Annotated in this window: 17 protein-coding genes and 1 tRNA gene; 4 read left to right on the top strand and 14 right to left on the bottom strand. The window is 70.8% G+C overall.

Features of this window, described 5'->3' with window-relative positions:
- Positions 1 to 170: 170 nt before the first annotated feature.
- The 5 genes from ACIOFR_RS33775 to ACIOFR_RS33755 all read right to left on the bottom strand — a co-directional run bounded on the left by ACIOFR_RS33775 (position 171) and on the right by ACIOFR_RS33755 (position 5,974).
- A complete protein-coding gene (locus tag ACIOFR_RS33775) occupies positions 171 to 539 on the bottom strand; it encodes a hypothetical protein (RefSeq protein ID WP_401003220.1) in 369 nt (122 codons plus the stop codon).
- Between the two features lie 425 nt (positions 540 to 964).
- Positions 965 to 2,671, bottom strand: a complete 1,707-nt coding sequence (locus tag ACIOFR_RS33770; RefSeq protein ID WP_401003218.1) for a DEAD/DEAH box helicase family protein — start codon at positions 2,669 to 2,671, stop codon at positions 965 to 967.
- 229 nt (positions 2,672 to 2,900) lie between these two features.
- A complete protein-coding gene (locus ACIOFR_RS33765; RefSeq protein ID WP_401003216.1) occupies positions 2,901 to 4,076 on the bottom strand; it encodes an AAA family ATPase in 1,176 nt (391 codons plus the stop codon).
- A 446-nt stretch (positions 4,077 to 4,522) separates the two neighbouring features.
- A complete protein-coding gene (locus ACIOFR_RS33760) occupies positions 4,523 to 5,671 on the bottom strand; it encodes a hypothetical protein (protein ID WP_401003215.1) in 1,149 nt (382 codons plus the stop codon).
- A gap of 72 nt (positions 5,672 to 5,743) precedes the next feature.
- Positions 5,744 to 5,974 (bottom strand): helix-turn-helix domain-containing protein, encoded by a 231-nt coding sequence (locus ACIOFR_RS33755; RefSeq protein ID WP_401003214.1) that lies wholly within the window; start codon positions 5,972 to 5,974, stop codon positions 5,744 to 5,746.
- A 682-nt stretch (positions 5,975 to 6,656) separates the two neighbouring features.
- Here ACIOFR_RS33755 and ACIOFR_RS33750 point away from each other — a divergent pair.
- From ACIOFR_RS33750 to ACIOFR_RS33735, 4 genes are all read left to right on the top strand, one after another.
- Entirely contained in the window at positions 6,657 to 6,965 is a 309-nt protein-coding gene (locus ACIOFR_RS33750; RefSeq protein ID WP_401003212.1) for a helix-turn-helix domain-containing protein, read from the top strand.
- Positions 6,966 to 8,228, top strand: coding sequence for a tyrosine-type recombinase/integrase (locus ACIOFR_RS33745; RefSeq protein WP_401003210.1), 1,263 nt, complete (start codon positions 6,966 to 6,968; stop codon positions 8,226 to 8,228).
- A gap of 96 nt (positions 8,229 to 8,324) precedes the next feature.
- Positions 8,325 to 8,510, top strand: coding sequence for a hypothetical protein (locus ACIOFR_RS33740; protein ID WP_401003208.1), 186 nt, complete (start codon positions 8,325 to 8,327; stop codon positions 8,508 to 8,510).
- A gap of 326 nt (positions 8,511 to 8,836) precedes the next feature.
- A complete protein-coding gene (locus ACIOFR_RS33735; RefSeq protein WP_401003206.1) occupies positions 8,837 to 10,198 on the top strand; it encodes a restriction endonuclease in 1,362 nt (453 codons plus the stop codon).
- A 383-nt stretch (positions 10,199 to 10,581) separates the two neighbouring features.
- Here ACIOFR_RS33735 and ACIOFR_RS33730 read toward each other — a convergent pair whose 3' ends face one another.
- The 9 genes from ACIOFR_RS33730 to ACIOFR_RS33690 form a co-directional block, all read right to left on the bottom strand.
- Positions 10,582 to 13,932: a hypothetical protein gene (locus ACIOFR_RS33730; RefSeq protein ID WP_401003204.1), complete on the bottom strand. Its 3,351-nt coding sequence runs from the start codon at positions 13,930 to 13,932 to the stop codon at positions 10,582 to 10,584.
- A gap of 134 nt (positions 13,933 to 14,066) precedes the next feature.
- Positions 14,067 to 14,480 carry a hypothetical protein gene (locus ACIOFR_RS33725; protein WP_401003202.1) on the bottom strand — a complete coding sequence of 138 codons (414 nt, stop codon included), beginning with the start codon at positions 14,478 to 14,480 and terminating at the stop codon, positions 14,067 to 14,069.
- A gap of 1,329 nt (positions 14,481 to 15,809) precedes the next feature.
- A tRNA-Pro gene (locus tag ACIOFR_RS33720) sits at positions 15,810 to 15,883 on the bottom strand.
- Positions 15,884 to 16,041: 158 nt separating this feature from the next.
- A complete protein-coding gene (locus ACIOFR_RS33715; protein ID WP_401003232.1) occupies positions 16,042 to 17,280 on the bottom strand; it encodes an MFS transporter in 1,239 nt (412 codons plus the stop codon).
- A gap of 192 nt (positions 17,281 to 17,472) precedes the next feature.
- Positions 17,473 to 18,267, bottom strand: coding sequence for a DUF1684 domain-containing protein (locus ACIOFR_RS33710; protein WP_401003200.1), 795 nt, complete (start codon positions 18,265 to 18,267; stop codon positions 17,473 to 17,475).
- A gap of 82 nt (positions 18,268 to 18,349) precedes the next feature.
- The gene (locus ACIOFR_RS33705) at positions 18,350 to 19,219 is read right to left on the bottom strand and encodes an acyl-CoA thioesterase (protein ID WP_401003199.1); all 870 of its coding nucleotides are present in this window, start codon (positions 19,217 to 19,219) and stop codon (positions 18,350 to 18,352) included.
- Positions 19,220 to 19,444: 225 nt separating this feature from the next.
- Positions 19,445 to 20,116 carry an alpha-ketoglutarate-dependent dioxygenase AlkB family protein gene (locus ACIOFR_RS33700; protein ID WP_401003197.1) on the bottom strand — a complete coding sequence of 224 codons (672 nt, stop codon included), beginning with the start codon at positions 20,114 to 20,116 and terminating at the stop codon, positions 19,445 to 19,447.
- A gap of 75 nt (positions 20,117 to 20,191) precedes the next feature.
- Positions 20,192 to 20,569 carry a transglycosylase family protein gene (locus ACIOFR_RS33695; protein ID WP_401003195.1) on the bottom strand — a complete coding sequence of 126 codons (378 nt, stop codon included), beginning with the start codon at positions 20,567 to 20,569 and terminating at the stop codon, positions 20,192 to 20,194.
- Between the two features lie 411 nt (positions 20,570 to 20,980).
- Positions 20,981 to 21,748 carry a transglycosylase family protein gene (locus ACIOFR_RS33690; protein WP_401003193.1) on the bottom strand — a complete coding sequence of 256 codons (768 nt, stop codon included), beginning with the start codon at positions 21,746 to 21,748 and terminating at the stop codon, positions 20,981 to 20,983.
- Positions 21,749 to 22,340: the final 592 nt, after the last annotated feature.

The following is a 22,340-nucleotide window of genomic DNA, read 5'->3' as shown; positions in this document are numbered from 1 at the left end:
CTTTGTCCTTGTTTTCTTGGTGTTTGCTTTCCCTTTGGTTTTGGCCCCCCCGGGGGGGGGGGCCCACGCGGCTGGGGGGGGCGGGGCCCCCCCCGGGGGGTGGGGGGGGGCCCGCGACGTCGTTCTTGGTACGTGGGTTGGGCCTGCTGGGTGTCGTCACGGCACGCAGGCTAGGCAGCCCCGCTGCTTAGCGTCCCGGTGTGGCTGGCGGCGGGGGTGCGGCGCGCACCCGAGGTGCTGGCGAGGCGGACGGCGGGCGCGGCGGCGGTGCTGGCGGGGTGCGCATCGGGGGTGCGTCGCTTGCGGGTTCCGACGGGGCCGCCGTGGAGGGTGGGGTCGGAGCCGGGGCACTCGGTGTGCAGGGCCTCGTCATAGGGCTTGCGGCAGTGAATGCACATCACCTCGGCGGAGGAGACCTTGGTGGTGGCCGGAACGCGGTAGACGCCGCGTCGGCGTGCATATGCAGCGCCCTGTGCGTCCACGGGAACGTAAGCGGCGATTACCCATTCATGCGAGAGCTTCTCAGCGGCCGTGGTCATTTGGAAGCTCCTTTCCGGGCGGCCTGACGGGGGCAGGCCGTGTAGCGCATGAACTGATTTGTGAGCACCGATTCATCCTTTTCTCGCCAGGGGCGGTAGCGCCTCCAACGTGGGGTTGGAGGCGCCTCCGTCTCGACCTAGGTATCCGAGTAAGGAGAAATAGAGGAGCGCGTTGGGCGTGGTCCAGACATGTGACACGCCCCCGCCAAAGCTCCTGAATCCCCCGACGCCGTCTGGCATATGCAGTACGGCTCTCTAACGATTCAATAACCGCCAACGCCGCCCTCGCCACTTCTTTTGATGTGACTTCCATCACATGGCTTGATCTGCCGCCTTCGGGTTCGTCCCCCGTCTAACAGGTGGGATCTTCATGCGCACATTAGATGCATCGTCTGACAACTGTCGGCGCGCATTCGACTGGTGCCCTATGCGACAAGTCGGACCTTCCGGCGACGCGCCTGCGGCTCATACAGAGCCAGCAGCACAGCCTCCGCACGGTCCGGAGAACTCACCCCCCTCGCCTTCATCGACCGCTTGGACTCGATCACCGTCCGGCCGGCTGCGCTCGTGCCGAGCTTGGGCGCGGACAGCTGGGCCTGAGTTCGCCGGTCCACGCGCAGACGTAGCGCCGATGCGGCAGGCGAGACCAGCGCCCGGGTCGCCAACCACATCTCGTCGCGCTGCGTCGCTGGGCGCAGCGTGGCCGCCTCGTCGTCGCGGCCCGGCGCCTCACTGACGACGACCGACACAATCTCGGCCCCGTGCAGCCCATCTCTCCGCCACGACTCCAGGAGACCGGCCACACCCCAGCCCACCCCGACACCGTCGACCTTGACCCGAACCGGGAGCCGGGTGCCGATCGCCCCCGCGAGGACCTGAGCCGCCAGGATCTCGCGCAGCACGACGCCGGCGACCGCGACGGGGTCGGCGTTGTCCTGGCCGGCAGTGGCATGGCGCAGCTCCACGAGATCCCCGACCGCGCGGGCGATCACCATCTCGTCGCCGCCGCCGGCAGCGACATCGACGCCCAGGCGCACCCATGCGCCGACCTTCACCCGGTACGGGGAGGTCTCGCCGTCCAGGCCGAGGCCCTTGAGTACATGGAAGTCCTCACTGTCGGGCTCGGCGGTGTCGGCTGCGGCCTCGATCCAGGACGTCGGGATCGCCCGGGCCTGGCCGCCGCGCGGGAACCGGGCGTGCACCTTGGCCTGGACGAACGGGGCGTCCTCCCCGTGGTCCCGGATCGTGTCCCGCACCCACTCGGGGTCCACGAGGTGGGAGGCGAGCAGGTGCGCCGGCGCCTGCGGTGGGCAGGATCGGCAGCGCCGCGTTCGTTCGCCCGACATCAGCGGGGTGTCGTAGACGCTGATCGGCAGCACGTGCACGGCCGGGTCGGCGCAGGTCTGCTCGAACCAGCTGCCCTCGTCGTCGGTCGGCGGGTTGCCGATCAGCAGGGCCCGGGTGTGCTCGCCGGTGAGCACACCGCGCATGGCGGCACCGATGATCCGGCCGATACCGCCCGCCTCGTCCACGATGAACATCAACCGCGGCGCGTGGATGCCCTGAACGGCGGACTCGTCGTGGTCCGGAGCCGAGAAGCCGTACGCCACCACGAGGTCCGAGCCATGGGAGTCCGGCATCTTCCACTGGGTGACGCCCACCTCTCCGGGCAGGCCCGCCCGGGCGACGATCTGCCGGATGTGAGGCCACATCTGACGCTGCACCTGCCGGGCGCGGGTGGCGGTGGTGACCGTGAGGGCGGTGCCGGGCGGGTGGACGACGGAGGACCAGACGGCGGCCCTCGCCGCGATGTGTGTCTTCCCAGAGCCGAAGCACGAGGGGACGGCGACCCGGCGGTGGTCGACCAGAGCTTCCAGGATCTCGCGCTGGCGGCTCCACTGGGATTCGCCGAGGACGTCCTCAACGAAGCCGACAGGGTCGTCGGCCCAAAGGGCGTACGGGGTACCGGCCTCTGCCTTGGCTGCGGCGAGGACCTGGGCCCAGTCCTCGACCGCCAAGCCGTCGTAGAACCGGCGGCGGACGGCTGGGGGCGAGGCCGCGAGGTCGGCGTAGAGGCGGCGGCCCGCCTTGCCGGAGCGAGGCGCGGGCAGGGCCGGCAGGGACTGCTTCACAGACTCCCCCACGGGTCGGGGCCGATCGGCAGGCCACAGTGCACGGCTGTCGACGGAGTGTCGCGCCGAGCCCCGACTCCGGCCGGACCCGGCACCAACAGCCCGGCCACACTTCTTCCGACCGCCAGCCCGACCGTCACCCGTAGCCCGCTGCAGCCCACCAACAGCCCCCAGCCGACGCGCTGACCGCCCCGCCGGGCTCTTGCTGAACGGGAAGGGCCCGGCTCGTTCACCGTCCCACGTGCTGCGGCGGAAGAGACAGCACCCACCCCTGGGCCGTCTTCGTCGCCACGACACCAAGCTGCGTACGCGCTCGCTGAACAGTGCGAGGCGCAAAGCCCACACCCGCGGCGGCCGCCGTCACGTCCCGGGTAGGTACGGGCCCCTCGGCCAGCAGTTCCTCCAGGAACCTGTAGGCCCCGGTGCTCGCCGGGCGCCGACGGCACAGGTCCGCGCTCTCGATTGCCCGATCCGTACCGCGCGAGAAGCGGGAGTTCCACACCACCGGCCGATCACGGCCGGCCTGGCGGAACTTCAAGCCGCCCATCACCCTCCACGACTCGCAGGCAACCGGTACCAGCGCCATCGAGCTCTCGGGGCCGTTCACAGCCATGTGCACCGCCGCCGTGCTTCCCAGCTCCGCAGCCTCCTGCGCACGGCGCGAAGCCAGCCAGCCCGCCCGCTTGGACGCTTCCCTCACCCCCAGGATGGCCATCCCGAGATGCTCCGACACCTCGCCCAACGCCCGCAACGCCCTCTCCGCGGGTACTCGGTAGGGGCACACCAGCATCACGTCCACCACCAGCAGCTCCACGCCCCGGCCGCGCAGCAGTCCCTCCACCTGCGCCACGTCCGCCGGCAGCCGCAGCCCCCGCTGACCTCCGCGCCCGCCCAGGACCTCTATCACTTCGGTCCGTTCGGCGTCTGCACCCGAGGCCGACAGCAGCCGCCGGACGTTCGCCGTGGTGTGCGACGCCGTCAGCACCACGACACCCCGGCCGGTAGGCGGGTGCTGGCCGTCCGGCAGGACAGACCCGGCAGAAGCCCGAGCAGCCACATCCAGCGCCACCGTCAGGGTGTTGACTCCGTCCTCCCCGTCGATCAGCGTCAGGCCGACCGACGGAACGTAGCCCGGCCAAATCCAGCCGGGACCGTCCTCGAACGCCGGCGGCGGCACCACCACGTACTGCGCGCCGATCCTCAGAGCCGCCGCCACATCCTGCGGGTCGCACCCGGCGCCCAGACAGTCCAACTCGACTCGGCCATCGCCAGCGGCAAGCACGAGGAGCGAGCCCTGCCGGTCATCGTGGGCCGGGCACCTGGCCAGCCATCCCCCCTCGGTCAGCCTCACGTTCCCCCAGCGGCGCAGCGCTTCCCGCACCACCTCGTAGGAGCTCTCCGACACCTAGATCCTTCCCCCTTCGCACTATCGGCGGGCATCGCGTCGCTTCGCAGCGATACACCCCGCACCTGTTCGACACACCCACCAGGACGGCCATCTGACGCCTCGACAGCCCGCGACTACAGGGCGTCCCAGCTGGCAGGCAATTACGCCAAACCGCGCAGCTTATCGACGCTTCGGGACCGGATCACAGGTCCGAAGGTCCCGGCGCGCCGGCCCAGGCGGGCACGTCGCCGCGTGCGGCACAGCCGCTCGTACGGCAGCACCGGCAGCTCCCGGCTGGGTCGGCGTGAGCGCACCGTCCCGACGCCGTCTCGATAGACCGCGGTGTTCCCCCGGTCGGAAGGCTCAGCGTCGACGGCCAGGCGCGCGCCCGAGACGGTCACCGTCCAGCGCACCGGGCGCCGGCACCTGCGGCACCTCGACAGCCCTCCACGCGGCAGCGCGGCTCACACCCCGCCGGTCGCCGGGTCCGGCACGGCGAGCAGCGCAGCCACCTGCCGCCAGCCGTACATCGCCACCGCGTTCGCCTGGCCGTGCACGGCGATCGCCTCCAGGACATCCACCGGATCCACCGCCCCCTGGCCGCCGCCAGGCAGCGCCGCCATCAGTGGGCGCTGCCCCGGCATCACCGCTGGCGCCGGGCGCTTCCCGCCAGCAGGCGGCGCGTCCACAAGCGCCAGCGCCCTCGGCCCCGCAGCTGGCGGGCCGTCCTCCAGCGCGATTCGCCGCTCGATGCTCGCGAACCGCTCGGCCACCGACACCTGCGCCGCATCCGCCACCCCTCGGTGCTGCGCCGGCCGTGGACGGCGCTCAGCCACCTGGTCCGCTGACGCTCCGGGCCGCAGCCGCTGCTCCCGCACCCACTTGCGCCACATCGCCTGCCAGTCGGCGCCCTGCGTGCCCCGGCCGCGATGCCAGTCCTCGAACGCCTCCGTCGTGGCCGCTAGCCCCTCCCGGCCGCCGAGCCGCTCGAGGTGCCCCTCGGCAGACGCCCACAGCAGCGCCGCCGCATCGGGTTCGAAGCCGTCCGGAAGTGGGTGCCGGCGCGCCGACACCCACGGACGTACAGGCTCCGCACACACATCAATCCCCTCCCTTCGGGAGGGGAGGGCAGGGGCCGGGCGCGTGCGAGGGCCATTCCGGTCCCGGGGGGACGCAGCGTCCTGACCTGGGCCAGTGTCCTGAGCGGGTACGCGATCAGCTCCCCGGTTGTCCGGGGAAGCGTCATCATCGGCGGACGGATGACCGCCGCCGCGCTGCTGGCGCTTCTTCTCGGCGGCACGCCGGCGGCGCTCCTGGACCTGCCGGCGGCTGGGGTTGGCGTCCAGGTAGTCGTGCATCACGAAGTCGCCCTCGCGGACCTGTGGGCACTTCGGGCAGGCGTGCCGGGCGGCGTGCCACAGCCCGGCCGCCACGAGCTTCCGGATCTGCGAGGCGGTGCCGTTCTTGGCGGCGACCGCCCTGGGGATCACGCCGTCGGTCAGGTGGGCGCTGGCGTAGGCGCCGCAGCGGACCCACAGCCCAAGGGCCGCGTTACCCGCTGCGAGGGTCTTGAAGTGGTCGTCGGTGCTGTCTCCAACAGCGAACCAGGACATGCCGGTGGTCTCCTACCAGGGTGGTGTGCCGGGGCCGCAGTCCGGCAGATGAGTGATCGGACGCCGGGCGCTTCAGGCCGCCACGTCGGTGGGGGCGACCACGTCGATGCCGAGCAGGGCGCGCAGCTTGGCGGTAGGAACCAGCAGGCGCCGGCCGACCGAGATCGTCGGGATGTCGCCGCGCCGGGCCGCGTTGTAGCTCGCGGCCTTCTGGAGGCCGAAGAGCCGGCCAGCTTCCGGCACGGTCATGGTCGGCTGGACCCGCGGGTCGGGCAGGACGGGAGTGTCGCCTGTCGTCGTCATGTCCGCACCCTGTCCCGGAGCGGGCCTTTTCGTCCCGCCGTCCACCTCCGGCGCCGCCCGTCTCGGTGCGCCTCATCCGCCACATGTGCGGTACATGCGTGGCCATATTCGTGCAGGTCACGAGCCATGCGCACCGCAGATGGCGCCCTTGACGCGAATCAGCTGACGCAGGGTCACCTACGTAGGGACAGGCTCCCCACCTGGCAGAGCGCTCTGCTTCAACTCAGTTGGCCAGCGCGTTGCCCACCAATACCGCGTCCGTCCACACCCGCACCGCAGCCGGTTCCGCGCTCCCTTATGACTGCTATGTCCGTAGCAGCTGCTCACCGGTCGTGTGTCCGTCCGAACCGTTGCGCGCTCTTCAGCCGCGATTCACCCGTCAAGAGCGCCATCTGCGACCTGCGCCGTTGTCGCAACCACGACTACCCCAGAGAAGCGACTCCTTCCCGGTGACCTGGACAGACACCAGCGGCCTATTCGGTCTCGGCGGATGCCGGCAGACGTGAGGTGGCAATGCGCGCAGCATGCCACCAGGATCTCGACACGCCTTGAAGACCACCGCGCACGTACGGTCTGCCCAATTCAGCACGCCAAACCCTGTTCCGCCGTCTCGGGTGGCCAGGTGACTGTAGGCGTGTCCGGCCGAGCCCAAGCGGCTCCACCACCCCGCCAGAGGGAGACCATGCACGTCCGACACCACGTTTCCGCCGCGAGCCGGCTTCCCGCTCCGACCCCGGACTCCCCCGCCGTCATCGCACACGAGATCGAAGCTGCATCGGAGTTCGACCTTCTGCACAGCGGGTGGTACTCGACCGAGGAACTCGCGGTCCTGCTGAAGGTCGATCCGTCGACCCTGCGGCGCTGGCGCTCCGCCACTCCTCCGCAGGGGCCGCCCTTTGTGCAGATCGCGCCCCGGCTCTACCTCTACAGCATCCCCGACACGCAGGTGTGGCTCGCCCAGAAGCGCACCGACCCATCCAAGGCAGCCTGAATGTCCGATCACACCCAGCTCATCCCCATGGGTGTCAAGCTCACCACCGACATCGAACACCGCCCCGACCGCCGCGCGGAGTTCCGCTACCGCGCCCGCGTGCGCTGGACAGACCCCAACGGCGGCGGCCGCAAGTCGGCTTCCTCCTCCGTCTCCACGGAGGAGGAAGCCGAGGCCTGGATCTCCCGCATGGAACGGGCCGCAGGGCGCGGCATCACCCCCAGGACCCTCACCATGACCCTCGCCGAGTACGGCGACGAGAACTGGGACTTGGCGATGCGCGGCCTGGAGACAACCACCCTCGACCCCTACACCGCTGGGTGGAATCTCCGCGTCGTCCCGGTCCTCGGCCACATACCCGTCGTCAACATCACCAACGGCATCACCGACCGGGCCCTCCACTCGTGGATCGCCGACGGACTCACCGTCTCCTCCGTCAAGAACAGCCTCGCCCCGCTCGTACGCGTCATGGAGCAAGCTGTCCGCGACGGCCTCATCGACTTCAACCCCTCACGCATGAGCGGCTGGCAACGCCTCTACAAGAAAGCCGAGGACGAACTCGACGATCCCCGCTCGCTCGCCCTCGCCGACTGGGACGCCCTCGACGAACTTGCCAACGCCCTGGTCGAACGCTCCCACAACCACTACCGCGGCTGGGGCGACATCGTCCGCTTCGCCGCCTGCACCGCCGCCCGCATCGGCGAAGTCTCCGGCGTCCGCGTCAAGGACATCAACCGCTTCGACTGGACCTGGGACCTGTGCCGCCAGACCACCACCGGCCCCGGCGGCCTCATCGACAAGGGCACCAAAGGCAAGCGACGGCGCACCGTCCCCATCATCGAAGAGATCCGCGACCTCGTGAACTGGCGCATGAACGTGGTCGGCAACGACCCCATGGCCCGACTCTTCACCGGACCGCGCGGCGGCCGGATCACCACCGCCATCCTTCGCGACGCCACCCACTGGGACGAAGTCGTCGTCAGCCTCGGCTACGAGTACCTGCGCCGGCACGACCTCCGGCACACCGGCCTCACGTGGCTCGCCGACGCCGGCGTCCCCATTCATGTCCTCCAGAAGATCGCCGGGCACGGGCACATCACCACAACCCAGCGCTACCTTCACCCGGACAAGAGCTCCATCGAGAACGCCGGCCGAACCCTCAGCAGGCACCTGTCGGCGGACCGGCACATCTCGCAGACGGCAGCACCCGCCCATCCGGCACCGGCAGAGGCGCCAGTGCGCCATCTGCGTCTCGTCCAGTAAGCGGCTTCAACGGCGGCCTCCGGGAATCCTCCGGCCACCGGCTGCCCGCAGCCGTGAGCCTGTCATCGCCAACCACCCTGCTGTAGAAGTGGACTTGTGGCAGACAATGAAGAAGATGCGGAACCCTGGGTCCGGTTGCTGCGCCGCGAGCAGATGGCACGCAACATCCATGGCAGCCTCCGAGCCTCTGGAATCACCGTGCCGCTGGACGCCGTCCTCGAACTCTGCAACCGGCCGGTGCGCACGCACGACGGTAGCCCCTCCCAGTTGCCGCCCGAATGAGCGCTCCATCTCCTCAGCGGTGGCCACACGTTGCGCCCCCGCGCCGTTTGGTCCGGCCTCCGCTCGGACCGCGCGGCGGATTTCCGGCGGCCCCAGCCGGGTAGGGCTGCTGGCATATCGCGCAGGCAGCGCGGACCCCTACGCGGGTCCGCGCTGCCGTGGACCAGGGGGTGGACTGGGTGGCACGCCGAAAGACTGTGTCGGAAGTCCTCGCCGAGGCGTACCGCCTGAAGCAGCAGGCACGAGCCGCGGAGGCGCAGCGAGGGCAACAACAGCCGACCGGTTCCTCCGCACCGACGGCTCCACCCCGCCCCAGGAAGCGGAAGGTGGACCCCGCCGTCGAACACGCCCGGCTTCTGGCCGCTGGCGAGAAGCACCTCCAACGTGAGGAGGCCGCCCGCGCGAAGGAAGCCGCCCGTGTGGAAGCCGAGTTGGCCAAGCGGCAGACGGCTCGTCGCCGGGCGGAGGAGGCGAGGAAGCGCGAGGACGCCCAAGCCGAGAGGGAAGCCCAACGGCAAGCCCGGCAAGCGGAGACGGCCCGGCTCAAAGCCCAGGCTGAGGCGGGCACCGCCGAGTGCAACCGGCGCCGTGAGGAGCTGGAGAGTGTCCTACTCCTACGCCCCGAGGGCCTCGAGCTGTGGCACCCGCACGTCGAACAGGCCTTCACTCACGAGGGCCCCGAGAGCGTCGCGGAGATGGTCGAGGACCTGCTGCGGCGCTCCCCCGTTCCCCCGGGCTGCCGAACGGCAGCCAACGCGGTCTACGTCCCCGAGGCCCAGCAGCTCCTCGTCGACATCGAGCTCCCGAACCACGAGATCGTCCCCGCGGTGGCCTCCTACCGCTACGTCGCGCAGCGGGCCGAGGTCGTCCCCCAACCCGCCAAACAGGCCGAGGTCCACGAGGCCTACGCCCGGCTGGTGGCCCGCCTGGCCCTGCGCGCACTGGACGAGGCGTTCTCCGCCACGCCGGCCGCGTTCGTGGAGAGCGTCATCCTCAACGGCCGTGTAAACGCCACGGATCCGGCGACCGGCCAGGCCGTGCGGGCGTGCGTCGTCAGTGTCATCGCCCAGCGCAAGGACTTCGCCGAACTGGTCCTGGACGAGCCGAGGCTCGACCCGCAGCAGTGCCTCCACCGGCTCGGTGCCACTGTCTCCAAGCATCCCCACGACCTGGAACCGGTCACGCCCATCGTCGAGGCAGACCTGTCCCGCTACCGCATCATCACCGACACCGCCGTGGTCGCCACCCTGGACAGTCGGCCCGACCTGCTCCAGATGAACCCCTACGACTTCGAACGCCTGGTGCGCGAGCTCTTCGAAGCCATGGGCTACGAGACCTGGCGCACCCAGGGATCCCGCGACGACGGCGTGGACGCCGTCGCCACCCTGAACGACCCCACGGGCTCCAGCGTCTTCGCCATCCAGGCCAAGCGCTCCAAGAACGCGGTCCCGGTGGAGACCGTCCGGGCCCTGGCCGGCGTCATGCACGACAAGGACGCCGGCTACGGCATCCTCGTCACCACCTCATGGTTCGGCAAGGCCAGCTACGACTTCGCCCACCGCAACGGCCGCATCCGCCTCATCGACGGCCGCAACCTCAAAGCCCTGCTCGCCGAGCACCTGAACATCGATGCCCTGATCGGGCTGCCCAAGGTCCCCCCGGGCTGGCAGGCTGGCGACCTCGTGTGAAGTCGAACGCGGACCGCCCTGGGGCCACCCCGAGCCGCCTTCGGGCCCAGGCGCTGGACGATGCGGCGCACTGTCGCCGTCGAGACCCCGAACAACGGAGCGAGCGGCAGCATGGTCAGGACCAGCCCGCAGAACCACGCATACCGAAGAACTGCCCCTCTCCAACCTTCTGGACCAAGCTTCGGCTGGGACGCTTCGGTCGGGGTCGGCGGGCCTGTTTCACCTATGGGTGGCCAGGGCTTTCACCAGTGGTCGGCCTTTGGGGATGTGACTGGCAAAAGATTTCCCTGATTGCTCCCTGGATGGGGGCGGTGGTGGTTCTCGGCGCCCGGGACGATGTGCCAGGGGATGGGTAGCTGATCGTTGTCCTGCGGGATTCGCCGTCAGCCGCAGGCGTCGTGGTAGGGGAGCATGGGGAGATGCTGCTGCCACTGCGGGCGAGTCGGGGTGTTGGTGCTCGTGCAGATCTGTCGGACGGACTGGGCCGCTCCCAGCGCCGACAGCCGCACCGTGTGGTCGTAGCCAGCGGTGGCGAGGGTGCTGCCGTCCGGGGTGAACGCCAGGGAGGTGAGCTCCGCAGCGGCGATGGCCATGGGTTGGCCGATCGCGGTCGGGTGGGCCGGGTCTGTGACGCGCCACAGGCGCACGCTGGTTCCGGCGGTGGCGAGGACATGCCCGTCGGGGCTGAAGGCCATTGCTCTGACAGGGCTGGTGTAGCCGCTGAGCGGTTGGCCGAGCAGGGCGGGGCGGGAATGGTCGGAGACGTTCCACAACCGGACCGTACCGTCGGTGACGCCCGTGGAAGTGGTGGTGACAAGGGTCCGGCCGTCCGGGCTGAACGCCAGCGAGATAGAGCCCCCGTTGAGGGGCGGTCCGGATCGGGCCGGACGGTCCGGATCGGTCACGTCCCACAACTGCGTCGTGTCGTTAACGTAGCGGCCGGAGACGGCGAGGGTACGTCCATCGGGGCTGAACGCGATCGTACCGCCCACAGTCACGGCGCCGGTCGGCAGCTGGCCGCGCAGGCGGACACCGGTCAGGTCCGACACGTCCCACAGCCTCACACTGTTGTCGCCGCCGCTGATGCCGGTGGAGGTCGCAGTGGCGAGAATGCGTCCGTCGGGGCTGAACGCCACCGTGCTGACGCCAGCGGAGAAGTTCGTGATCCGGGCGGCCCCGGTGGGACGGGCGGGTTCTGCCAGATTCCAGAGGGTCACGCGCTTGTCGCCGTAGACACTGGTGGCGAGAGCACGTCCGTCGGTGCTGAGGGCCATGGATGTGATGGTGCTGTCGGAGTCCTGGATTCGGCCGAGAGGAGTGGGGCTGGCCGGGTCCGCGGTGTTCCACAACCGTACGGTGAGGTCGGTGGAGGCGGTGGCGAGAAGGCGCCCTCCTGCGCCGAACAGCGTTTCCGTGACGATGTCGGTGTGGCCGGTCAGCAGGGCGGTGGGCAGGTGCCACAGCCGTACGGTGCGGTCCTCGGATGCGGTAGCAACGGTGTGCCCGTCAGGGCCGAACGCCACGGAGTAGATGGCGGCGGTGTGGCCGGCCAGGGGCGGGGCGAGGGACGTGGAACGTGCGGGGTCGGCGGTGTTCCACAGCCCCACGGTGTGGTCCGCAAAGGTGGTGGCGAGGATGTGTCCGTCCGGGCTGAACGCTATGGAGCCAACGCTGGCGGAGCCTGTCAGTGCTCTGCCCACCGCGACCACGTGGGCTGGATCGGCCACGTTCAGCAGGCGCACGCTTCCGTGATCGGAGGCGGCAAGCGTGCGGCCGTCCGGCCCGAACGTCAGCGAGCTGGCACTGGTCCAGATCTTGTCGAGCGGCACAGTACGGGCGGGGTCCGCGACGTTCCACAGGCGTACCCCGTCCTCCACGGAGGAGGTGGCGAGGGTGCGGCTGTCAGGGCTGAACGCCACCGTGTTCACCGCCGAGGTATGCCGGAGGGGCGGACCCAGCGGCGCCGGGTGCGTGGGGTCGGTCACGTCCCACAGCTGCTCGTCCTCGACCTTCCTGCTGCCGGTGGCGAGGATGCGTCCGTCAGGGCTGAACTGCAGCGGGCCCATCGGAGTGCCGGCGAGGGGCTCGCCGAGTCCGTGGGGACGCGCCCGGTCCGTCACGTCCCACAACTGCACCGTGTCGACGGTGTTGACGCCGGCGGTCGCGAGAGTCCGTCCGTCAGGGCTGAACCTGACTTGGCTAACCCCGTTGCGGACCCGGACAGCCTCGCCGAACAGCGTGGGGTGCGCCGGGTTCGCCATGTCCCACAAGCCCAGGACACCCTTGGCTCCGTCGGAGCCCACGGCGGCGAGAGTACGGCCGTCGGGGCTGAACGTCATTGCAAGGACGCTGCCGGGAAAGTCGCTCAGAACGGTGGACAGCGGCTTGTTCGCGTCTTCGAGCAAGCGCGCGTAGTGATCCCCGGTGGGGCTGAGGCGGTACGCCTCGATGTCTACCCTGGCCGCGAGCGAGGGGTCAGTGGCGCGGAGCTGATCCGCTCGGGCCGAGACCTGGCTGACCAGGGCGCTTTGCCGACCTACTTGTGCCAGGTCGCGCTGGTGGAGGGCGAACACCCCGGCCGTAACGGCAGCGAGGACGAGCGCCGAGACGGCGATGCGACCGGTACGGAACTGCCGGGCGTACCGGTCGGCTTCGCGCAGGGTGGCAGCGAACCTCACATCACCGGGACGGGGAGCGGCGCCTAAGACCTCGAGCCGGTTCGCCTCAGGCGCCACCAGGCGAAGGCCCTTGCGGCGCGCGGCGAGCAGCTTGGCGTCCAAACCGGCGACCCTGAGCAAATGACCGTCCGCATCAAGGGCACCGGTGAGCGCGGTGCGCGGGCGCAGTCCGTAGAAGACGTCGCGGAGCCAGCCCACACCCGGCCGGTGCCGGAGCAGGGCCCGGAGTCCGAGTGCGAAGGCCACACCGAGCGAGGGTCCCTCGATCCGGTCCGGAGCCGTGGGTTCGTCGGACAGAACGATCCGCCACACCACGCAGCGGCCTTCGCGTTGTGAACCCGCCAGACGCCAAGCGTCGCCCAGCGCTGCGGCGAACTGGCCGTTCTGGCTGCGCACCCCGTCCATCGTTCGAGGGTCGGGATACAGTCCCGCCGGTCCCGGAGGGAACTCGCGCAGTTCCAGAACGCCGGTGACGCCCTCGGCGGACGGGGCCTCTCCACTCCGTCCGGATGAGCGACTGAAGACCACCGGGACCCGGACCACAGCGCGCTTGCGCGGTGCGATGCCCGCCATCATGAGCGCGGCGATCACCAGAAGTCCCTCGGCAGCGGACGACGGCCCGCCCGGAGTCGCAGCATTGCGCAGTTGCTGGCTCCGTTGCAGGAGGCCGTCGATTCCGCCGGCGAGACGGGGTGAGAGTTCGGCGAGTTCCTTGCCGGACGGCCGTGCGGGTCCGGGAGCGACCTCGGAGCACAGCAGCCCGCCGCCCTCCCATGCCCTGAGCAGTTGCAGGAGTGCGACGTCGTGCTCCTCGGCGCCGCCTTTGGCCGCGACGAGCGCCCTGGCCAGGAGGAGGGGGTGATCGGCTCGCATCACAGCAGCGTGCTCTTGGTCCGATGCGGTCGCCCCGAGCCAGGCGTGCAGTTCTTCGCAGCCACGACCGGCGAGCCATACCGGATCGTCCCGAACCCCCTCGCTGCAGCAGTTCCACCACAACGCCGACTCGCCGAGCAGCTCCCGGACTGCGGCCTGCGGGCCGGATGCCCGCTCCAGCACACCCTCGACCGTGCTCCGAGCCGTGGAGCCGACACGGGCCCCCCGCCAGCGCCCGCTGGTTCGGCGCGTCGCCACAGCGTCCGAGGGGGCTGGATCCCGGGTACTCGCGCGCTGCCCCGGTCCCCCTGCCCCGGTCACCGCAACTCCTGGTCGATGACGCGACGAAGACCGACATCCGTGATCAGCGCCCGTACCTGGCGCCAGGTATCACGGGTCGCATCATTGAGCGCTGCGCCGACCGACAGTGCGACCGTCGCGCCGTCCCACGTACTGTCCGGACCCACCGGAGCCGTCACGGAGGCCCTCCATCCCTCCCCGCCGAAGCCCGGGAGCCGGACGTACGAGGCGGCAGGTCCGAAACGCCCCCGAACCACGGGTACGAGCAACACCTGCTCAGGACCGACCAGGCTCGAGTACTCGACTACCGTCATCTGTGGCACGGTGCCCTCAACTCCGTGCACGACGAGTTCCAGGCTGTACCCAGGGGGGAAGTTTCCATGGCTGCGCACGAGGAACCGGGCGGTGCCATCCGGGGAGGCTGCCTCCAACAGCAGGGTGTCTCCTCCCGCAGCGGCCAGGCCGCCGGCCTGCGGAAGCTGCGGGAGAGAAAACCAACCCGGAGCAATCGGCCGGGAGCGTGACCGATCGCGCGCAGCCTTAGAATCCGGATTCCGGTTTCCAGCCGGTTCCCCCGGGGAGACAGACCCGGCGACGAGCGGTCCGGCGGGCAGGTCCGCTCCGATGAACGAGGCCCAGAGCCGCTGCCGCAGCGTGTACCCCTCGCGGGCGCGGGCCCCTGCCAGGGGACGGTGGGCGACCGTGCCGCCGGTGAACGAGCGCCAGGAGCGCCGGGCGACCGAGTCTGCGGCCATCACGACGCCTCCCTCGGAACGGGAGGCGCCCCTCCGTGGTCCGCTGGGGCCGGAGGCGCGTCCGGCACCGCTTCGCCAGGCCTGCGGACAGCTTGGGTCGGCGTGGTCGCCCGACCGATCTGGGCCAACAGTGCAGGGGCGGAGGCTCCCACAGTCACCGCCGCGTAGATGCCGGTGACCTCGGTATGGAGCAGCCACCCGGCCGCGCCTCCCAGCGCCACGCGCACGAGTGCGGCGAGCGAGTCTGCCAGTGGATCGACGAACCTACCGAGCGGCGGGAGCGGGTCCTCGGTCGCCCGTGCCGCATGTCGTGCCTCTTGCCAGCTGCGCAGACGTCCGTAGGTGACGACCGCTTCGGCGATCAGTCCACCGCCCGCCCCAGCAACCACGGCCTCGATCCACGTCAGCATCAATCCGCCCCCAGCCGACCTTTTGTCGCCGCTCCTGACAGAGAGTCAGCGTACGCCTTTGGCGTGCTGACTCCGAGAGGGCAACTGACGGCGCGCGCCTCGGCAATCGGCACGCACCTACCCGGTATTGCCCGCAAGCCCGGGGCTGGCCGGCGACAGCGCTGATTCCAAGGCCGACCGGGCAAGTCGCCAAGCTGGCCAATTGCCAGTGCAAATGGCCACCCTGCGGCGCAAGTGGTACCGGCGCCGCACTTGCCGTTCGCCCGGGGCAAACGCGATCAACCACGCAAAGCTCCTGAACCCAAGGAGAGCTGGTCACCGGGCTGGCGGCCTGGGGCCTGCGTCGGCGGCGCACCCGTCGGGCGCCCAACGGTGCACGCTGATGCGGCAAGATCCGAAAGCCCCAATGCGCGTGCGCTCCCAGGACCATGGTGAGCCGCGGCGGGTCCTGGCTTCGCCGACTCGCTGGTCCCCGGCTGGTCCCTGGCAAGATCACGGACCGTCTACCCCAGCGCCGCGCCCCACCTGTCGGGCCATCAACAAAAAGGCCGCTGACCTGGGATTACTCCCGGCCAACGGCCTTCCGACATCACTGTCGGGACGACAGGATTTGAACCTGCGACCCCTTGACCCCCAGTCAAGTGCGCTACCAAGCTGCGCCACGTCCCGTGGTCTGATCGCTTCCGGTCACCGTGTGGTGATCTTCGGCTCTTCGACCTTGTCTCCGGTCTCCCGGCGACGTGGAAAACAATACAGCACGTGGAGGGGTGCTCGCTGCCAGGTTTCCGGGGGTGGCGGGGCGGGGTGGTGTCGGGGGGAGGTGCAGGTCAGGGTGTGGGGTGGCGGGCGTCGTAGCGGAGGAAGGCGGGGCGGCGGGCGGCGAGGAGGAGGACGGCGGCGACGCAGGCGAGGCCGCCCGTGATCACGGAGATGGTGGGGGTGGTGAGGGCGGCGACCGTGCCGGATTCGAAGTCGCCGAGGCGGGGGCCGCCGGCGACGACGACGATGAAGATGCCCTGGAGGCGGCCGCGCATCTCGTCGGGCGCGGCTACCTGCATCATGGTGTTGCGGAAGATCATGCTGACGGTGTCCGCGCAGCCCGCCGCCGCGAGCAGCAGCAGTCCGAGCCACAGGTCCCGCACCAGCCCGAACGCCGCGATGGACAGCCCCCACGCGCACACCGCGGCCAGCACCGCCGCCCCGTGCCGGTGCACCTTCCCGATCCAGCCGGAGAACAGCGCCCCCGCGAGTGCTCCCACGGCCGGCGCGGCTACCAGGAGGCCGACGGTTCCGGGCCCGCCGCCGTAGAAGCCGACCGCGATGGCGGGGAAGAGTGCCCTGGGCAGGCCGAAGATCATGGCGGCGAGGTCGGCGAGGAAGCTGGTGCGCAGGTTGGGCTGCTTTTGCAGGAAGCGCAGGCCGTCGAGGACGGAGGCCCGCCGGCCGGCGTCACCGAGCGGCCGCATGGTGGGCAGCCGCCACATCGCGTAGAGGGTGGCGCCGAACGCCACGGTGTCGACCAGGTACGCGGACCGGACGCCGTACGCGCCGATCAGGATGCCGCCGAGCATCGGGCCGACGGTCATGCCCAGGTTCATGCTGATGGTGTTGAGCGCGTTGGCGGCGGGCAGATGGTGACGTGGTACCAGGCGCGGGATCATCGACGACCGGGCCGGGGAGCTGAGCGCGAAGAAGCCCGACTGCACCGCGACGGCGGCGTACAGCAGGGCGACCGCGCCGAGGCCGAGCAGGGCTTGGACGGCCAGCACCGCGGAGACCGCGGCGAGGCCGGCTGAGCCGATCAGTCCGAGCTTGCGCCGGTCGACCCGGTCGGCGACGGCGCCGCCGTAGAGGCCGAAGGCGATGAGCGGGCCGAGCGAGAACAGGCCGACCAGCCCGGTGGCGAAGCTCGACCCGGTCAGGTCGTAGACCTGCACGGAGACGGCGACGGCCGTCATCTGCTGCCCGATCGCCGAGACGGACTGCCCGGCCCAGACCCGACGGTAGTCGGGGTTGTCGCGGAGCGGTCCGATGTCGGCGAGAGTGTTGCGGGCGGCAGCCGCCAGTCGCCCGGAGCGGCCGCCCGGCGAGGGCCGCCCGGGTACGGGTTCCGGAACGACGGGAGCGGGAGCAGGCACGGCAGCGGCAGCAGCAGAAGCAGCGGCGGCAGTAGGCGGATTCTCGGCGGCGGTGGCCGGTTGATCAGTCGACACGGAGACTCATGTTCGTCCACCGCCCATCCCGCTCCCCCACCGGGGTCACCTCGACAGCACCTGCTTCTCCCCCGCCTCCACCGCCACCGTCAGCCGGTTGCCCGGCGGCGGGAAGGGGCAGACGAAGTGGTCGGCGAAGGCGCACGGCGGCAGGTAGGCGTGGTTGAGGTCGAGCACCGTACGGCCGTGCGTGCCGGGCGCCGGGAGGGTGATGAAGCGGAAGCGGTAGGTCTGGTGGCCGCTGGTGGCGTCGGCGATCACGCCGGTGAGGCGTTCGCCGGAGCGGCTGACGGTGAGGGTGTGGTCCTCCCCCGCGAGGCGGAAGGCGATCCGGCCGGTGACCTCCAGGGGGCGTTCCCTGCCGTCCGCGTTGGGGACGACCACGGCGCGGTCGTCCTCGAACGGGGTGAAGACCGCCGGGACGGCCCACTCGGGCGCGTACGGGTAGACGGTGATCCCCGCGAAGGCGGTCCGGGCGGGGGACGCCGGGTCGAAGACCCGCAGCGCCAGTTCGCCCTCCCGCTCGATCGGGACGAGCCGGACGTCGCCGAGGGTGGCCGGCTGGGGCACCGGGTCGGTGTCGGGGCGCAGCGTGTGCTCGCCGTCCAGCAGGCCGTCCTGCGGGTCGTGCCCCGGTGTCTCCAGCCGGATGCCGTCCGCCGCCGTGGCGCTGACGCGGACCAGGCCGTCAGCGGCCGACCAGAGGCCGGGCAGGCCGGTGATCCTGGCCGGCTCGGGCTCCAGCCAGTGCGTGCCGGTGAGTGCGAGCGGTCCGTGCGGTGCGCTGACGGAGGCGGTGCGGGCCTCCGTCCAGTGCTTCCATTCCTCGGCGGCGGTCATCGGACCATCCCCTCCCTGGGTGTGTGAAACCGGACGTCGGAACAGCAGGTGCGGGCCCACCCCTGCCGCGGGGCGGGGTCGGTCAGCGGCGGTCGGCGGCGAGGGGACGGAACAGCCCCTCCTGCACGACGGAGACGACCAGCCGGCCGCTCCGGTCGTAGATCTCGCCGCGGGCCAGGCCGCGCGCGCCGTGCGCGATCGGTGACTCCTGCTTGTACAGCAGCCAGTCGTCGGCCCGGAACGGGCGGTGGAACCACATCGCGTGGTCGAGCGAGGCCATGTCGAAGTTCCGCTCGCCCCACAACGGCTCGACCGGCGCGCGGACGGCGTCGAGCAGGGTCATGTCGCTCGCGTAGGTGAGTGCGCAGACGTGGATCAGCGGGTCGTCCGGCAGTGCGCCGTTGGTCCGGAGCCAGACGCCGCTGCGCGCCTCGACGCCGACCAGTTCCTCCTTGGACCATCGCAGCCGGTCGACGTACCGGATGTCGAACGGCTGGCGGCGGCTGATGAACGGGGGCAGCTCGCCGAGCTTGGACCCGACCTCCTCCAGCGCGCTGGGAAGGTCCTCCGGGGCGGGGACGTCGGGCATCGGGTCCTGGTGCTCGATGCCGCCCTGCTCGGGCAGGTGAAAGTCGGCGGTGAGGGCGAAGATCGAGCGGCCCTGCTGGATGCCGAGCACCCGGCGGGTGGTGAAGGAGCGGCCGTCGCGAATCCGGTCCACCTGGTAGACGATCGGGACGCCGGGGACGCCGGGCCGCAGGAAGTAGGCGTGCAGGGAGTGGACGGGGCGCCCGTCCTCGACCGTGCGCCCTGCTGCGACCAGGGCCTGCCCGGCCACCTGGCCACCGAACGTCCGCTGCAGGGCCTCCTCGGGGCTGCGGCCCCGGAAGATGTTGAGCTCGATCTGCTCCAGGTCGAGGAGATCGACGAGTTGGTCGACGGGCGTTCCCATGGTCTGTTCCTCTCCGGCCGACGGCCGGTCCGAGAGGCACACTCCACCCGGTCCCGCCGCCTTCGTCTACCCAGAAGTCTGCTCGCCGCTCCGGAATTCCCGCCGCCCGGGGCGGGCGACCGGAGGTAGTCGGCGGCGATCGGGAGGCGTGGAGGGGCGGAGACGTGGAGGGGAAGGAGGGCGGCCGGTGGCAGGGGGACGTACGGACAGGGTGAGAGGTTGGGATCATTCCAGTCCGGACTGCCGCACGGTGATGTTCAATCGGCCGGTCATCCCCAGCGCGGGGTCAGCGGTCCCGGCGAGGGTGCGGACCACCCCGTGATAGGCGAAGCGGGACGGGCCGCCGAAGACCAGCAGGTCGCCGCTGTGCAGTTCCAGGTCGGTCCACGGACGGGTCCGGGTCTCGGTGTTCCCAAGTCGGAACACACAACCGTCCCCGAGCGAGAACGAGACCACCGGGGCGTCCACCCGCTCCTCGCGGTCCCGGTGCAGGCCCATCCGCGCCCCCTCCGCGTAGTGGTTGACCAGGGCCACGTCGGGCTCGTACGCCTCGGCCCCGGCGATGCCGTCGAGGCCGTCCGGGCCGTAGGCGGCAGCGACGGCCCGGACGGCGAGGCGGCCCAGCAGCGGCGGGAACGGCTTCACCGGCACGCCGTCGCCGTCCACCACGGTCCTGGCGTAGCCGTACGGGTACCAGTGCCAGCCCAGGCAGACGGTGCGCACGGACATCTGGCCGCCGGTGGGAAGCCGGACGGTCCGCAGGCCGGCCGGCGGACGCGCCCACTCACGGCAGGCGGCGACGAGTTCGAGTTGCTCGGCGTGGGTGAGCCAGTCGGGCAGCAGGACGGCCCCGGGGGCCGGGTCGGAGCGTTCGCGGGGGAACAGTTCGCCGGGCACACCCCCATCCTCGCACCGGCTCCGGGGAGTCCACAGGCTCCGGAGGACGGCGAGGGAGTCAGTGACGGTCAGGACCTAGCCGCTCCGGGTCGGCGCGCGCGACAGGCCGAGGCTCTCGGCGCAGCCGGACCAGGCCGCCCAGCCCTGTCGGCTCAGGATCGTCTCGCCGACGGTGATCTGTTCGCGACGGGTGGCCAGGTCGGGCCTGGTGGCGAAGCGCAGCCCGTCAGCGTCCTCCCAGGTGGGTGGCCAGATCTGGAGGCCGCCGTAGTAGCCGTTGCCGGTGTCGGCGTGCCAGTCACCACCGCTCTCGCAGCGGGCGATCGCGTCCCAGATCTGGTCCGGGGTCCGCCGTGCACCCGAGGCCGCGATGGTCTCCGGCGCCAGGGGGAGAACGGACAGCAGTGGGGCGGCGGCGATCGCCAGCACCCGGTTCAGCGCACGTATGCCCATCCACCGACGGTAGGCGGCGGGCCGGGACGGCGCCTTCGGCGCGTGGGCCCGGCTCGGCCGTCCGGGTCCCCAGCCGTCCCGCCGATCCCACCCGTCCCGCCCTTCTCACCCACCCGGTCCGCCCATCTCCCGGTACGGCGAAGGCCGCCGGCCGCACCCCCGGCGAGGGGGTGACGGCCGACGGCCTTCACACGGGTTCGATGGGAGGTCAGGTTCCCATCGAGCCAACGAGCCGACGAACCAACGAGCTACCGGATCCGGGAGGTTCGAGGGATTCCCATGGTCCAAGAGGTACCAATGAATGGCGCCGATCGGACCAGGAGAACCGGAGAACCGGAAATCGGGGAACAGGTAACCGGAGAACAGGCAACCGGGTGGTGCCCGGTCACACCGTCCGCCTCACACCGTCCGTCAGACGGACAGGACCTGGCCCGGGAGGATCAGGTCGGCGTCGCCACCGATGACGGCGGCGTTGTTCTTGTACAGGGTCTTCCAGTCGAGGCCCTTGGCGGCGGCGATGTCGCTCAGGGTGTCGCCGCTCTTGACGGTGTAGGTGCCACCGTTGGTCTGCTCGGCCGGGGCGGCGGGCGCGGCGGCCTTCGGAGCCTCGGCGGCCTTGGCGGGAGCCTCGGCGGCGAGCGGCTGGCGCTCGGTGGAGCGGTTGGCGCGCTCGGAGTCGGCCTTCGGCGCAGCAGCCTTCGGGGCGGCCGGCTTCGGGGCGGCGGCCTTCGGGGCGGTCTCGGTCTTGGTGGTGGCCGCGGCGCCGGTGTCGACCTGCGGGGCCTCGCCGCCCTTGGTCAGACCGGCCTTCACGGAGCACACGGGCCAGGCGCCGGGGCCCTGGGAGGCCAGCACCTTCTCGGCGACGGCGATCTGCTGCGCCTTGGTGGCCAGGTTGGCCTGCGGGGCGTAGGAGGTGCCGCCGTAGGCGGCCCAGGTGCTGGAGGTGAACTGCAGGCCGCCGTAGAAGCCGTTGCCGGTGTTGATGCTCCAGTTACCCGTGGACTCGCACTGCGCGACCTTGTCCCAGGTGGCCACCGACGCGGCGGAGGCCGAGGTGGCCGTGACGAGGCCGGCCACCGGAAGGGCAACGACGACGCTGCCCAGAACGGCCATCCGCACGCGGTTGCGCTTGGTGGCAGTGGTGGTGGCAGCGGCAGTCTCGTTACGGAAGGTCATGAGGTTCCTCTCGACAGCCCCGGGCGGGCATGCGGAACCAGGCCCTCGAAGGGCGTGGTTCGCTTGCCGCGTCCGCAAGGCGGCCGTGCACGTGTCCGACGTGCCGCGCCGCCCCGGCCACCCTCCCGACCGGTGTGCGCGGCGCCCGTTTCGTACGGGGCCTGCGCTGCGGTCGGTGCCGCGCGTCACCGGAGGTCAGCCGGCCGCTCTGGCACCTGGGGGTGAACCCGGGTAGTGCTCGTTGCACTGGGAAAGAAGCTACGAGGCGGATAAGAGGGGGACCAAACGTTTTCGGGTCATCCCAGGTCAATCAGGTGTTACCGGCGGTATTGATCAAGCACATCCATGCCAAATGCCCGATATATCCGTATTTGCTAAGGCCAAACTTCGGCCCGATGTGACCTGCGGCACCATTTCGACGCCGTGAGCTCGGCCACAGCATCGACACGTCGTGACCACTCGACCACCTGCAGCAGTCAAATCCTCGGCAAATCCCGTCGGAGTCGAGCCCACCCGTGACCCCTGCCACAGGGGCCCGTTGGTAATGGCGGCCGGGCGCGCACCCACGCCGCGTCCGGACCACGCCACGCCC

Source organism: Kitasatospora sp. NPDC088346, from assembly GCF_044740765.1.
Classification (GTDB): domain Bacteria; phylum Actinomycetota; class Actinomycetes; order Streptomycetales; family Streptomycetaceae; genus Kitasatospora.
The sequence above is the reverse complement of the archived record's forward strand: the minus strand, read 5'-3'. Positions and strand labels throughout refer to the sequence as shown.

Coding starts and splice junctions, on each gene's coding strand:
- ACIOFR_RS33690 (WP_401003193.1), bottom strand. CDS start 21,748: ATGACCTTCCGTAACGAGACTGCCGCTGCCACCACCACTGCCACCAAG.
- ACIOFR_RS33705 (WP_401003199.1), bottom strand. CDS start 19,219: ATGGGAACGCCCGTCGACCAACTCGTCGATCTCCTCGACCTGGAGCAG.
- ACIOFR_RS33745 (WP_401003210.1), top strand. CDS start 6,966: ATGTCCGATCACACCCAGCTCATCCCCATGGGTGTCAAGCTCACCACC.
- ACIOFR_RS33755 (WP_401003214.1), bottom strand. CDS start 5,974: ATGACGACGACAGGCGACACTCCCGTCCTGCCCGACCCGCGGGTCCAG.
- ACIOFR_RS33750 (WP_401003212.1), top strand. CDS start 6,657: ATGCACGTCCGACACCACGTTTCCGCCGCGAGCCGGCTTCCCGCTCCG.
- ACIOFR_RS33760 (WP_401003215.1), bottom strand. CDS start 5,671: ATGTCCTGGTTCGCTGTTGGAGACAGCACCGACGACCACTTCAAGACC.
- ACIOFR_RS33710 (WP_401003200.1), bottom strand. CDS start 18,267: ATGACCGCCGCCGAGGAATGGAAGCACTGGACGGAGGCCCGCACCGCC.
- ACIOFR_RS33695 (WP_401003195.1), bottom strand. CDS start 20,569: ATGGGCATACGTGCGCTGAACCGGGTGCTGGCGATCGCCGCCGCCCCA.
- ACIOFR_RS33775 (WP_401003220.1), bottom strand. CDS start 539: ATGACCACGGCCGCTGAGAAGCTCTCGCATGAATGGGTAATCGCCGCT.